The sequence below is a fragment of the Kitasatospora sp. NPDC093102 genome (genome assembly GCF_040683915.1).
Classification (GTDB): domain Bacteria; phylum Actinomycetota; class Actinomycetes; order Streptomycetales; family Streptomycetaceae; genus Kitasatospora.
Genome location: NZ_JBFBFA010000005.1, coordinates 207,362 through 220,196 on the forward strand (window position 1 = coordinate 207,362; position 12,835 = coordinate 220,196).

The 12,835-nt window shown below is 74.5% G+C and carries 11 protein-coding genes; 5 read left to right on the forward strand and 6 right to left on the reverse strand.

Features of this window, described 5'->3' with window-relative positions; genetic code table 11:
- Positions 1–89 precede the first annotated feature (89 nt).
- Complete coding sequence (locus tag AB0O11_RS10270) at positions 90–1,955, forward strand: gamma-glutamyltransferase (protein WP_363383862.1); 1,866 nt, start codon at positions 90–92, stop codon at positions 1,953–1,955.
- Here AB0O11_RS10270 and AB0O11_RS10275 read toward each other — a convergent pair.
- Positions 1,937–2,161 carry a hypothetical protein gene (locus AB0O11_RS10275; RefSeq protein ID WP_363383864.1) on the reverse strand — a complete coding sequence of 75 codons (225 nt, stop codon included), beginning with the start codon at positions 2,159–2,161 and terminating at the stop codon, positions 1,937–1,939. The genes AB0O11_RS10270 and AB0O11_RS10275 overlap by 19 nt on opposite strands.
- A gap of 158 nt (positions 2,162–2,319) precedes the next feature.
- Here AB0O11_RS10275 and AB0O11_RS10280 point away from each other — a divergent pair, with 158 nt between their 5' ends.
- Positions 2,320–3,189 (forward strand): LLM class flavin-dependent oxidoreductase, encoded by an 870-nt coding sequence (locus AB0O11_RS10280; protein WP_363383865.1) that lies wholly within the window; start codon positions 2,320–2,322, stop codon positions 3,187–3,189.
- An 88-nt stretch (positions 3,190–3,277) separates the two neighbouring features.
- Here AB0O11_RS10280 and AB0O11_RS10285 read toward each other — a convergent pair whose 3' ends face one another.
- Positions 3,278–3,958: a L,D-transpeptidase family protein gene (locus AB0O11_RS10285; protein ID WP_363383866.1), complete on the reverse strand. Its 681-nt coding sequence runs from the start codon at positions 3,956–3,958 to the stop codon at positions 3,278–3,280.
- A gap of 546 nt (positions 3,959–4,504) precedes the next feature.
- Here AB0O11_RS10285 and AB0O11_RS10290 point away from each other — a divergent pair.
- Entirely contained in the window at positions 4,505–5,011 is a 507-nt protein-coding gene (locus AB0O11_RS10290; protein WP_363383868.1) for a DUF664 domain-containing protein, read from the forward strand.
- 1,076 nt (positions 5,012–6,087) lie between these two features.
- Here AB0O11_RS10290 and AB0O11_RS10295 read toward each other — a convergent pair.
- Genes AB0O11_RS10295 through AB0O11_RS10310 form a run of 4 tightly spaced genes read right to left on the reverse strand, consistent with a single transcriptional unit; the run spans position 6,088 to position 10,332 of the window.
- Positions 6,088–7,167: a glycerate kinase gene (locus tag AB0O11_RS10295; RefSeq protein WP_363383870.1), complete on the reverse strand. Its 1,080-nt coding sequence runs from the start codon at positions 7,165–7,167 to the stop codon at positions 6,088–6,090.
- Complete coding sequence (locus AB0O11_RS10300) at positions 7,164–7,985, reverse strand: sugar phosphate isomerase/epimerase (RefSeq protein WP_363383872.1); 822 nt, start codon at positions 7,983–7,985, stop codon at positions 7,164–7,166. Before AB0O11_RS10300 ends, AB0O11_RS10295 begins: the two co-directional genes overlap by 4 nt.
- Positions 7,982–9,142: a dihydrodipicolinate synthase family protein gene (locus AB0O11_RS10305; RefSeq protein ID WP_363384006.1), complete on the reverse strand. Its 1,161-nt coding sequence runs from the start codon at positions 9,140–9,142 to the stop codon at positions 7,982–7,984. The genes AB0O11_RS10300 and AB0O11_RS10305 overlap by 4 nt, the downstream gene beginning before the upstream one ends.
- A gap of 35 nt (positions 9,143–9,177) precedes the next feature.
- Positions 9,178–10,332, reverse strand: a complete 1,155-nt coding sequence (locus AB0O11_RS10310; RefSeq protein WP_363383874.1) for a Gfo/Idh/MocA family oxidoreductase — start codon at positions 10,330–10,332, stop codon at positions 9,178–9,180.
- A 121-nt stretch (positions 10,333–10,453) separates the two neighbouring features.
- Between AB0O11_RS10310 and AB0O11_RS10315 the strand changes: the two genes are divergently transcribed.
- Positions 10,454–11,491, forward strand: coding sequence for a LacI family DNA-binding transcriptional regulator (locus AB0O11_RS10315; protein ID WP_363383875.1), 1,038 nt, complete (start codon positions 10,454–10,456; stop codon positions 11,489–11,491).
- Between the two features lie 243 nt (positions 11,492–11,734).
- Positions 11,735–12,793, forward strand: coding sequence for a substrate-binding domain-containing protein (locus AB0O11_RS10320; protein ID WP_363383877.1), 1,059 nt, complete (start codon positions 11,735–11,737; stop codon positions 12,791–12,793).
- Positions 12,794–12,835 lie beyond the last annotated feature (42 nt).

The following is a 12,835-nucleotide window of genomic DNA, read 5'->3' on the forward strand; positions in this document are numbered from 1 at the left end:
GGGGACGGGTACGTCGGGTGGGGCTTTCGAGCCGGGGGATCGCCGGGTAGGGATCCCTGGCAGCCGGGCCGAACTCAAGGAGGACTCGTATGTTCACCACCCGTCCGACTCTGCAGGGCACCTTCGGCATGGCGGCTTCGTCCCACTGGCTGGCCACCGCGGCGGCGATGGCGGTGCTGGAGGACGGCGGGAACGCCTTCGACGCCGCCGTGGCCGCGGGGTTCACGCTCCAGGTGGTCGAACCGCACATGAACGGGCCGGCCGGCGAGGTGCCGATCGTCCTCGCCCCGGCGGGGGGACGTCCGCAGGTGCTCTGCGGCCAGGGCGGAGCACCCGCCGGAGCCACCATCGGGCACTACACCGCCCTCGGCCTGGACGAAGTGCCCGGCACCGGGCCGTTGGCCGCCGCCGTCCCCGGCGCGTTCGACGCCTGGCTGCTGCTGCTCCGCGACCACGGCACCAAACGCCTGTCCGAGGTGCTCCGGTACGCCATCGGCTATGCGGCGCACGGATATCCGGCGCTGCCGGCCATCGGGGCGGCGGTCACTGCGGTGCGCGAGCAGTTCGAGCGGCACTGGCCGAGCTCGGCGGCGCTCTACCTGCCGGACGGCCGCCCGCCCGCTGCGGGGACGCTGCTGCGCAACGCAGGTCTCGCCGCCACGTGGAGGCGGCTGCTGGCGGAGGCGGAGGCCGCCGGGGCAGGGCGTGAGCAGCAGATCGACGCGGCGCGACGGGTCTGGCGGCAGGGGTTCGTCGCGGCCGCGCTGGCCGAGTTCGCCGCGCGGCCGGCGATGGACACCTCGGGCGTGCCGCACGCCGGGGTGCTCACGGGCGACGATCTCGCGGCCTTCGAGGCGACGTATGAGGAGCCGGTCAGCTACGAGTGGGGCGGCTGGACGGTCTGCAAACCGGGGCTGTGGAGCCAGGGCCCGGTCTTCCTCCAGCAACTCTCCCTGCTACCGGACGAGTTCGGACCGGAAGGCCCGGAGTACGGCGGACCGGAGTACCTCCACACGCTGATCGAGGGAGGCAAGCTGGCGATGGCCGACCGGGAGGCCTGGTACGGCGACAACACCGAGCAAGCCGAGGTCACCGTGGCCGAGCTGCTCGATCCCGCCTACAGTGCCGAACGCCGCTCGCTGATCGGCGAGTTCGCCTCGGCCGAGCTTCGCCCCGGCCGGCCCGGCGGCCGGCCGCCACGGCTCGGTCGGCGCGCGGTCGCCGCACCGCGGACCGGCGACTGGGCGATGGCGCTCGGCGGTGGCGAGCCGAGCGTCACCGGCCCGAGCGCCACCGACCCGGGTGCCCCGGGTGGCCAGGTCGGGCCGACCGTCGCCGCCGACGGGGCCACCAACGGCGACACCTGCCACGTCGACGTGGTCGACCGCTGGGGCAACATGGTCTCCGCCACGCCCAGTGGCGGCTGGCTGCAGTCCAGCCCCGTCGTCCCGGAACTGGGCTTCCCGCTCGGGACGCGTCTCCAGATGGCCCAGCTCGAACCGGGGTTGCCCAACTCCCTCGCCCCCGGCCGCCGTCCGCGCACGACGTTGTCCCCCTCGCTGGCGCTGCGGGACGGCGAGCCGGTGCTGGCGTTCGGCACTCCGGGCGGCGACGCCCAGGACCAGTGGACCCTGCACTTCTTCCTGGCGGTCGCCCTGCGCCCGGCCGTGCGCGGCGGCCTCGACCTTCAGGGCGCCGTCGACGCTCCGAACTGGCACCAGGAGGGCTTCCCGTCCTCGTTCCACCCGCACGCCATGGACCCGGGCCGGGTCGTCGTCGAATCGCGGATCGGCGAGGCCGCCATCGCCGAACTGCGCCGGCGCCGGCACCGGGTGCGGGTCGCCGGGCCGTGGAGCGAGGGCCGCGTCTGCGCGGTGGCCCGCGATCCGCGTACCGGACTCCTGTCGGCCGCCGCGGACCCGCGGGGCATGCAGGGCTACGCGGCCGGACGGTGACGGGGCACCGCAGGCTCCGGCGCGGCGGGCGCGGGAGTGGCGACGAAGCCGCGCTGCGGTTGCGGCGGTGGCGGGCCGGGGCAGGCTCGGGTCTCCTTGTCGAAGTCGTCCGGGAGCGCGTGCAGGAGTTCGGCGAGGTCGCCGAGTGAGCGTGTTGCGAACAGTATCGGCTGGCAGTCCACGGCCTCGAAGGGCGGCGAGATCATCTCCCGCGGGGTCCCGGCGGCGGATCTCGACGCGGTACAGCCGGGTCGGTTCGCCGCAGGAGGAGAGCAGTGCCGCGCCGTACGCCCGCACCTGCTGCCGGGCGGTCGGCACATCCGCACTCGCCATGGGCTGATGCATGGGACTAGCTTGACCACTTATGACGACCCTTCGTATCGGTGTGCTGTATGACCGCTCCTGGGACCCGGCCGGGCTGCCCGCGTTCGCACGGGAGGTCGAGGCGCTCGGGGTGGACGACCTGTGGGTCGTCGAGGACCTGGGGTGGAACGGCGGGATCTCGGCGGCTGCGGTCGCCCTGGGCGCGACCGAGCGGCTGCGGGTCGGGATCGGGATCGCGCCCGCTCCCTTGCGCAGCCCCGCACTGCTGGCGATGGAGGTGGCGACCCTGGCCAGGGTCTTCCCCGGCCGCCTTGTCGCCGGGATCGGCCACGGCGTGCGGGAGTGGATGCGGCAGGTCGGCGTTGCCCCGCGGTCTCCGCTGGCGCTGCTGGAGGAGACCCTGACCGCGGTGCGCGACTTGCTGGGTGGTGAGCGTGTCACCGTGGCGGGGCGCGAACTGCGGATCGACGGGGTGGAGTTGGTTCACCCGCCGGCGAAGGACGCGATCCCGCCGGTGGTCGCGGGCGTCGTCTCGCCCAAGTCGCTGGAGCTGGCCGGCCGCGCTGCGCAGGGCACGCTGGTGGCCGAGGGTCACGGCCCGGATGACCTGCGTGCGGTTCGCGCGGCCGCGGAGCGGGGCGGCGCGGGTGCGGACTACACGATCACCGTGTTCACCTTCCTGGGCGTGGGCGACGCGGCGGCGCCGGCCTTGCGGGAGGCCGTCGCCGGGCACGCGCAGTGGCTGGGACGCGAGGAGCCGCAGACCTTCGCGGCCGGGGGCACGGCGGCTGAGGCCGCGGCAGCGCTCCGGGCGCTCGGGGATGCGGGCGCGCAGACGGTGGTGCTCCGGATCTGCGGCCCGGAGCCGCTCACGCAGCTGCGCGAGGTATGGGCAGGGCTGACCGGCTGAGAGCCGACCCCCGTGAAGACTTCTGCCGTGGGTCGCGCTCGGCGGGGAGCTGGGCGGGAGGTGCCGTCCTGGGGCGGGTTCGGCGGCTCTAGTCGATCGCGATGACGGGGTGGGCGCCGGGGTCGATCCACTGCATCGTCCGGGCCATGAAGGCCGCGGGGACGGCGACGCAGCCGGCGGTGGCGCCGGCTTGGGGGCCGAGGTCGTGGAGGAAGATGCCGGCGCCGCGGCCCTTCACCACGGGGGAGGTGTTGAAGTCGATGACCAGGACGTTGTCGTACTGGACGGGGTAGTTGATGAGGTGTTCGCTGCCGAGGGGGCCCTGTTCGGTGAGGTGGAAGCCGCCCTCGGTGTCGGTGCGCATGCGGTTGTAGTACGCAGAGGAGGGGTCCTGGACCCACCAGTCGTGCGTGGTGACGTGGTGGTAGGGCATCTTCGTGCCCGGGGCCGGGGAGATGCCGAAGGCCTGGGTGATGGTGTACGTGCCGGTCGGTGTGGTCCCGGTCCCCTGGACGCGGGTGGGGCCGTCGTGCACGCCGCCGGACCCGATGCGCGCGTCGGTGGTGGAGTCGAGGGACCGCCAGACGCCGTCCTGGCGAACCCACAGGGTCACCGTGGCGCGGGTGCCGTCCGCCTTGACCGTGATCACCTGGCCGGCCCGGCCGACTGTCACCGGTACGGGGAACGGGCCGTCGTCGGCCCATGCCCTCGGGGCGGGGCCTGCACCGGTCAGTGTGACGGCGACACCGAGCGCGAGGGCCACGCTCACGCAACGGAGTGCCGAGCCACGGCGGTCGGCGGGGAGTGTCCGGGAGGCGGCCATGGAGGGTCCCTTCTGGTGCGGACGACACGGGCGAAGCGGCGGGACGGCCCGCAGTGGGCGAAGGCGGAGGTTCCACCGCATGCCATCCGGTGGTGCTTTGGCCGGCCGTCCCCACCCGCGGTGGTCCCGACCACGCCAGGGCCATGATCGGCTCGCCGGGGCAGTCGCGCCAGCCGACACCGCCGGGCTGTGGACGCGGTGGAGAGGGGGCGCCGCACGCCGACGGGCCGGGAGTGTCCGCAGTGCCGAGACGAAGGCGAACCGGATCGTCTCCCGTCCCACCGCCGCCCCCGTCTGATCCCGGCCTCCCGCCCCGGTCACGAGATCATCGACCGTACGGAGAGGCCCCCGCCCCGGAGGCCACCCGGGCGACGGCGCCTCGGGCCCGGGTGGCCGGGGCTCCACGGGCGGGACACAATCGTCGGTGCGGCGCGTGACCCGCCACGCCGCCGGTGGGACGGGGTACTCGACCGGGAGGCGACAGTGGCCGGTGTGACCAGCACCGATCTTCTCGTGGACGCGTTCGACCGGATCCGTGACACGGTCGCCGACGTGGTCGACGGCCTGACCGCCGAGCAGCTGGCATTCCGGGTGCAGGACTCGGCCAACTCGATCGCATGGCTGGTCTGGCACCTCACCCGGGTGCAGGACGACCACCTCGCCGACGCGGCCGACCGTGAACAGGTGTGGACCGCCGACGGCTGGGCGGGCCGGTTCGCCCTGCCGTTCGCCGCGTCGTCCACCGGCTACGGGCACCGACCCGCGCACGTCGCCAAGGTCACCGCCACCGCCGACCTTCTCGTGGGCTACCACGAGGCCGTCCACGCACGGACCGTCGACTACGTGCGCGGCCTCGACAACCGGTCCCTCGCCCGGATCGTCGACGAGTCGTGGCAGCCGCCGGTCACCCTGGGGGTGCGTCTGATCAGTGTGATCGCCGACGACCTCCAGCACGTCGGCCAGGCGGCCTACGTACGAGGCCTGCTGGCCCGGCGCTGACGGCCCGCGACCCAGGGCGAGGCAGGGTGCGCGATGGCCCGCCCGACAGCCGGAGGGACCCGAACCGAACTCGTCGACCGCTGTCGCGCCGGACTCGTCCCGGCCTCTCTGGTCCTGTGGCTGAGGGAGCCCGGGTGATCACGGGTCGAGCGACGCGGAAGGACTGCTCCTCGAACCAGACGACCAGCCGGACGTTCCGGTCGCCGTGAACTCCGGCGAGGGCACGCATGACGGTCCACACCGGCTGCCATGGACCGTCGGCGGGGACAGCGTCTCGGCGCCTGGCGCGTTCGGCACGGAAGATCGTGGAGCCGGTGTCCCATTCAGTACCCTCGGCCCACAGCTCACCGATGCGGCCGGGGTCGACGCTCAGGGTGTCGACACCGCTCGCCCTTGCGAACCCCCGACTCCAGTCCTCCTGATGCACCAGCTCGAGTGTGCCGTCCGGCAGCCGCCGGTACCGGGCGATGCTGGTCGCACGAGGGATCGCCGGCTCGTCCCAGTCGACGGCGAGGATCTCGTTCCAGCCCAGCCAGGTGGCGCCGAACGCCGTCTCACCCCACGACGCATGCTCGACCCGAGCGCCCTCCGAAACGTCGGCAGGCAAGCCGCGATCGGCAGCGACCGGTTGCCAGTGGCCACGGAGGTCCCGGACGCCGAAGAGGGCGAAGGCGCCGTAGTCCCTGGTCATACCGAGCATGGACAGCTCGATGGCCGAGTACCAGGCCGTCTCTCCGATACCGAGGCCAGGGCCCCAGGTGCGGCACTCCACAGATCCTTGAACGGTCGTTCCCACGGCCCGATTGTGCCGTGCCCCACCGGACCGCGCACAAAATTGTCCCGGGCCTCGTGCCTCGCCGGTCGGGGAGGTCGGAAGGATCCGGGCCGGCCTCCGCCCGGGCCGGTGAATCGGGCTGAACCGTCAGGACGGGCGGTGGTCGTAGTCGCGGACCAGGCACCGGTGCAGTTTCAGGATCCCGAAGGTCTGCTCGACCCGGCCGTGTGAGGGCGCCCGGTCCGACAGGCCGGTCGTCGTCCTGCGCGGTCGGCGGCCGGCCGCGCAGGACGACGGGAGCTCAGCCCTCCGCCGCTTCGTGTGCGAGGAGGGCGCCGGCGCGGACCAGCCACTTCCGGGCGTGCTCCCGGGCGGAGGCCGGGTCGCCCGCGAGTGCGCTGAGGGTCAGGGCCCGGTCGTCGGCCGACTCGCCCGCGACGATCCGGGCGGGGACGCCGGCGCGGGCAGCACGGGCGAGGACCTCGCCAACGGCCTTGCCGCGCAGGCTGGTCGCGTCGTACCGGCCCTCACCGGTGATCACCAGATCCGCCGTGGCGATGTCCTGGTCGAGGTGGAGGAGGTCGGCGACGGCGGCGGCGCCGGGGCGGATGACGGCGCCCCACGCGGCCGTGAGGCCGTAGGCGGTGCCGCCCGCCGCGCCGGAGCCGGGCCGGTCCGGGTCCGCACCGAGGAGCGCGGCGAGCCGGGAGAGGCCCTGGTCGAGCAGGACGATCTCGCTCGGGTCCGCGCCCTTCTGCGGGCCGTAGACGGCGGCGGCGCCGTCCGCGCCGAGCAGCGGATTGGTGACGTCGGTGAGGAGCACCACGCCGTCGGGCGGCGCCGGGCGCAGGCCCGTGGCGTCGACCCGGTGGGCCCGCAGGAGCGCCCCGCCGCCGTCGGCGAGTTCCCGGCCCTCCGGGTCGGTCAGCCGCAGGCCGAGCGCCGCGAGCAGGCCGGTGCCGCCGTCCGTGGAGGCGGAGCCGCCGAGGGCAACCGTCAGCCGGGGTGCGCCCGCGTCGAGGGCCGCCGCGACGGTCTCGCCGGTGCCCCGCGTGGTCGCGGTGAGCGGTGCGGGGAGGGACATCAGGGGCAGCCCGCTGGCGACGGCGAGTTCCACCAGCGCGGTGCCGTCGGGGAGGAGGGCGTACCGCCCGGTGACCGGCCGCCCGTCGGGGCCGGTGCAGCCGGGGACGTCGTGCTCGGTGGTGCCGGGCAGGGCGGCCGCGACGGCGGCGAGGGTGCCCTCGCCGCCGTCGGCCATCGGACGCGCGATCAGCTCGTCGTCCGGCCGCACCGAGCGCCAGCCGTCGGCCAGCGCCCGGGCGGCGTCCGTCGCCGTGACCGTCCCCTTGAAGGAGTCCGGCGCGAGGACGACTCTCATGCGCCCACCACGTGGGCGCGGTGGCGCTCGACCACCGTCGCGAGGGTCTGTTCCCCGGGGGTGTCCCAGATCTCCTGGTTGAAGATCTCGGTCTCGATCCAGCCGGTGTAGCCGGCGGCCGTGACCATGTCCGTCAGCGCGCCGAAGTCGATGTGGCCGTCGCCCACGTGGCCCCGGCCGAGCAGGACGTCGGCGGGCAGCGGCAGCGTCCAGTCGCAGACCTGGTACGAGGCGATCCGGGCGCCCGCACGGGCGACCTGCGCGGCGAGGTCCGGGTCCCACCACACGTGGTAGCTGTCGACGACGACGCCGACCTGCCCGACGGGGTGGCGCTCGGCCAGGTCGAGGGCCTGGCCGAGGGTGGAGACCACGGCCCGGTCGGCGCAGAACATCGGGTGCAGCGGCTCGATCGCCAGCCGCACACCCAGGTCACCGGCGTACGGAGCGAGTTCGGCCAGCCGGTCGGCGACCCGCTCCCGCGCCCCGGCCAGGTCGCGACTGCCCTCGGGAACCCCGCCGACGACCATCACCAGGGTGTCGGTGCCGAGTTCGGCCGCCTCCTCCAGGGCACGGAGGTTGTCGGCGAGCGCCGCCCGGTGGGCCTCCGGCCCCTCGGCGGTGAGGAAGCCGCCCCGGCACAGGCTGCTGACGGCCAGTCCCGCCTCGCGGACCAGCTCGGCCGCGCGCGCGACACCGATCTCCTCGACCTTGTCGCGCCAGAGCCCGATCGCCGGGACTCCGGCCTCCACGCAGCCGCGCACCGCCTCCGGCAGGCTCCAGCCCTTGGTCGTGATCTGGTTCAGCGAGAGCCGGTTCACGCCTCCACCCCCGCCACCGCGAGGAACTGCCGCATCCGGTGCGCCGCCAGCTCCGGGTCGGGCAGGACCCCGGCGGCGTCCGCCAGCCGGAACAGCTCCACCAGGTGGACGACGGAACGGCCGCTCTGCGCCCCGCCGACCATGGTGAAGTGGCTCTGGTGGCCGGCCAGCCAGGCGAGGAAGACGACGCCCGTCTTGTAGTGGTAGGTCGGCGCCGCGAACAGGTGGCGGGCCAGCGGGAGGGTGGGGGCGAGCAGGGCGTCGTACCGGTCGAGGTCCCCGGCGTCCAGGGCGTGCAGCGCGGCCGCGGCGCGGGTGGCGATCGGGTCGAAGACGCCCAGCAGTGCGTGGCTGTGGCCGAGTCCGTCGCCGCGGATGAGCTGCGGGTAGTTGAAGTCGTCGCCGGTGTAGAGCCGGACGCCCTCGGGCAGGGCGCGGCGCAGGGCGATCTCCCGGTCGGCGTCGAGCAGGGAGACCTTGATGCCGTCGATGCCGGCGCGGTGCTCCCGGACCAGCGCGAGCACCGTCTCGGTGGCCGCGTCCAGGTCGGTGGAGCCCCAGTAGCCGGCCAGCGCCGGGTCGAACATCTCGCCGAGCCAGTGCAGGATCACCGGCCGACCGGCCTGGGCGATCAGCCGGCCGTAGACCCGGAGGTAGTCCTCCGGCCCGCGGGCCTGCGCGGCCAGTGCGCGGCTGGCCATCAGGACGGGCTGCGCGCCGGCCTCCTCGACCACCGCGAGCTGCTCCTCGTAGGCGGCCGTGATCCCGGCGAGGCCCGCGGCCGGGCCGGTGAGCTGGTCCGTGCCGACGCCGCAGGCGAGGCGGCCTCCTTCCTGTCGCCCGCCACCACCCTTGTCCGAAGCGCTTCGCGCTGCCTCCCTGAAGGCGCGGGCCTCCGCGCCGGAACGGACGATCAGCTCCCGCGTGGCGGCCCAGTCCAGGCCCATGCCGCGCTGGGCGGTGTCCATGGCGTCGGCGATGCCGAGGCCGAGGGACCACAGGTGGCGACGGAAGGCGAGGGTGGCGTCCCAGTCGACGGCCGCCGGGGCACCGGGGGCGTTGCCGCCGAGCGGGTCGGCGACGACGTGCGCGGCGGCGAAGGCCGTGCGGTTCTTCGGCGGGTGCGCCGGGATCTCCAGCGGCTCGGGGGTGCTCAGCCGGTAGCGGCCGAGGCCGGGAAGGTTCAGCTCGGTCACCGGACCTCCAGCCCGGGGACGTCCAGACGGCGGCCCTCGCGGGCGGAGCGCAGGCCGAGTTCGGCCAGCTGGACGCCCTTGGCGCCCTCCAGCAGGTCCCAGGTGTACGGGGATCCGGTGACGACGTGTCGCAGGAAGAGTTCCCACTGCGCCTTGAAGCCGTTGTCGAACTCGCCGTTGTCCGGGACCTGCTGCCACTGCTCGCGGAACCGCTCGGTGGCGGGCAGGTCCGGGTTCCACACCGGCTTCGGGGTGGTGGCCCGGTGCTGGATCCGGCAGTTGCGCAGCCCGGCGACCGCGCTGCCCTCGGTGCCGTCGACCTGGAACTCCACCAGCTCGTCGCGGTCGACCCGGACGGCCCAGGAGGAGTTGATCTGGGCGGTGATCCCGCCCTCCAGCTCGAAGATGCCGTAGGCGGCGTCATCCGCCGTCGCCGGGTAGGCGCGGCCCTGTTCGTCGACCCGCTCGGGGATGTGGGTGGCGGTGTGCGCGTACACCGAGCGGACGGGCGCGATGATCTGGTCCAGCACGTAGCGCCAGTGCGGGAACATGTCCAGGATCATGCCGCCGCCGTCCTGGGCGCGGTAGTTCCAGGAGGGGCGCTGCGCGTCCTGCCAGTCGCCCTCGAACACCCAGTAGCCGAACTCGCCGCGCACCGACAGGATGCGGCCGAAGAAGCCGCCGTCCACCAGCCGCTTGAGCTTGAGCAGGCCGGGCAGGAAGAGCTTGTCCTGCACCGCACCGTTGCACACCCCGGCCTCCCGGGCCAGTCGTGCCAGCTCCAGGGCGGCGTCGAGGGACTCGGCAGTCGGCTTCTCGGTGTAGACGTGCTTGCCGGCCGCGATGGCGGTGCGCAGGGCCTGCTCGCGGGCCTGGGTGACCTGGGCGTCGAAGTAGATCTCGGCGAGCGGGTGGGCCAGCGCCTCGTCCAGCGAGGTCGTCCAGTGCGTCAGGCCGTGGCGGTCCGCCAGCTCCTTGACCTTCTGCGCGCTGCGGCCGACCAGGATCGGCTCGGGCCACAGCGTGTCGCCGCCCTCCAGGGCGAGCCCGCCCTGCTCGCGGATGGCCAGGATCGAGCGCACCAGGTGCTGGCGGTAGCCCATCCGGCCGGTGACGCCGTTCATCACGACGCCGATCACTCTCTGAGTCATGCGTGGTCCTCCGCGGTCCTGTGCGGTCCTGTGCGGTCAGTGGGAAAGCGCTTTCCGAGAGGTTATGGAGATATGCTTTGCGCGTCAACGCAGGTGCCAGACGGAAGTGGGGGAACGGCAGATGGGTGTCACCCTCAGTGAGGTCGCCCGTCACGCCGGAGTCTCACTCGCGACGGCCTCCCGCGCGCTCAACGGCTCGGCCCGGACGGTCGGCGAGGAGCTGGCGGCGAAGGTCCGGGCCAGTGCCGACGCCCTCGGATACCTGCCGAACGCTCCCGCCCAGGCGCTCGCCCGTGCCGCCACGGCCAACGTCGGGGTGCTGTTGCACGACGTGGCCGACCCGTACTTCGCGGCCATCGCCCGCGGGGTCTCCGACGCTGCCGGGCAGGCCGGGCTGCTCCCGCTGGTGATCAACACGGACGGGGAGCCGGAGACGCAGGTGCGGGGCATCCGCATGCTGCACGGCCAGCGCGTGCGGGCCATCGTCCTGGCCGGCTCCGCCCACACCGACCCGGCCGCCGTCCGGGCCGTCGACGCGGCGCTCGCCGACTACCGGGCGGACGGCGGGCGGATCGCGACCGTCACCGACCACGGCCCCGGCTACGACGCCGTCCTGCCGGACAACCGCGGGGGTGCGGCCGACCTGACCCGGGCCCTCCTGGGCCTGGGGCACCGGGAGTTCGCGGTGATCACGGGGCCGGAGCGGCTACAGGTCTCGATGGACCGGCTCGCCGGGGTGCGCGAGGCCCTCGCCGAGGAGGGCGTCGAGCCGGCCGAAGGGGCCGTCCAGCACGTGGAGTTCACCCGCGCCGGGGGCCGCGAGGCGGTGCGGCGGCTGCTCGACCGCCCGCGGGCCGAGTGGCCCACCGCCGTGCTGGCGCTGTCCGACGTCTGCGCGATCGGCGTGCTCGGCGAACTCCGCGCGCGCGGAGTCGACGTGCCCGGCCGGATGTCCGTGGCGGGTTTCGACGACATCCCGTTCGCCGCGGACGTGGCCCCGGCGCTCTCGACGGTGCGGATGCCGCTGGAACGGCTCGGTGCGGGTGCCGTCACCCTGGCGCTCGAGTCCGGAGGCGGGCGGCGGCCCGTCCGGCTGGCCCTGCCGACCCAGGTCGTGTTGCGGGGGAGCACCGGCGCGCCGCCCGCGCGGGCCCGGTGAGCGGGGGAACGGTGAGCGGGGGAACGGCCGGATGCGCGGCGGGGTGCCGGCCGCCCGGCGAGCGGGCGGCCCGGGCGAGGTTTTCGCAGGCCGGGAACGCGGGAGGACCTGACCGGACGCTCGGGTGACCGGTACGGTGGTTCTGATCGACTCGGCAGATCTGTGTTCGTTCGATCGGATTTCGATTGAATGATGCGGATTGATCAGTTGCCGCGCGGCACCGGGGCCCACAGGAGGGAAGCCATGACCATCACGGCCGAGGAGCGCCGGTCGCAGATCCTGGAGGTCGTACGCGACCTCGGGACGGTACGTGTGGTGGACCTCGCCGTCCGGATGGGCCTCTCGGCCGTCACCGTCCGCCGCGACGTGGCGGTGCTCGCCGACGACGGGCTGCTGAGTCGCTCGCACGGCGCCGTCTCGCTGCCACGCGTCAAGTCCGCCGCGGCCGAGGGCGCCGACCGGGTCCTGGGCATGCTCGTCCCCACCGTCGGCTCGTACTTCGACGAGGTGGTCGGCGGCGCCCGCGCGGCCGCCGCGGACGCCGGCGCGCGACTGGTGCTCGCCATCGCTCCGTACGAGTCGGCCGACGACCGCGCCCAGGTCGGGCAGCTGCTCGACTCCGGGGTGGACGGCCTGCTCCTGACCCCCAACTGGCGTCCGGCCGGCGGCGAGGACGGCCTGTGGACCGGCGGGCTCCCGGTGCCCGCCGTGCTCGTCGAGCGCCGCGCCCCCGCCGACGGCGAGGGCGCGCTGCTGGACTCCGTCGGCTCGGACCACCGGCACGGCGTCCTGCTCGCCCTGCGCCACCTGGTCTCGCTCGGGCACGGCTCGGTGCTGCTGGTCGCCCGCGAGGACACCTGGACGGCGCACCAGGTCCGGGCCGGCTACGCCGAGGGGGCGGCACTGCTGGGGCTGGAACCGCAACCGGTGATCGACATCCGCCGCCCCGGCGTCGACTCCGAGGCCGTCGCCGAGCGGATCGTCGAGGCCGCCGCCCGGGGCGTGCGGGCCGTCCTGGTCCACAACGACCAGGACGCCATCCAACTGCCGCCGCTGCTGCGGGCCCGGGGCCTCCAGGTGCCGGACGATGTGGCGCTGATCGCGTACGACGACGTGTTCGCGGCCCTCGCCGCGCCGCCGCTGACCGCCGTCGCGCCGCCGAAGCGGGCCGTCGGCGCGGCCGCCGTGGAGCTGCTGCTGCGCCGCCTGGAGCTCGGCGGCTCGCTGCCCGTCCACCACCTCGAACTGCTGCCCTCGCTGGAGGTCCGCACCTCCTGCGGGGGCGCGGGCGAGGCCCGCTGAGGCGCGGCCGGGCCGGGCTCCGGGATCGTTCCGGCCGCGCCG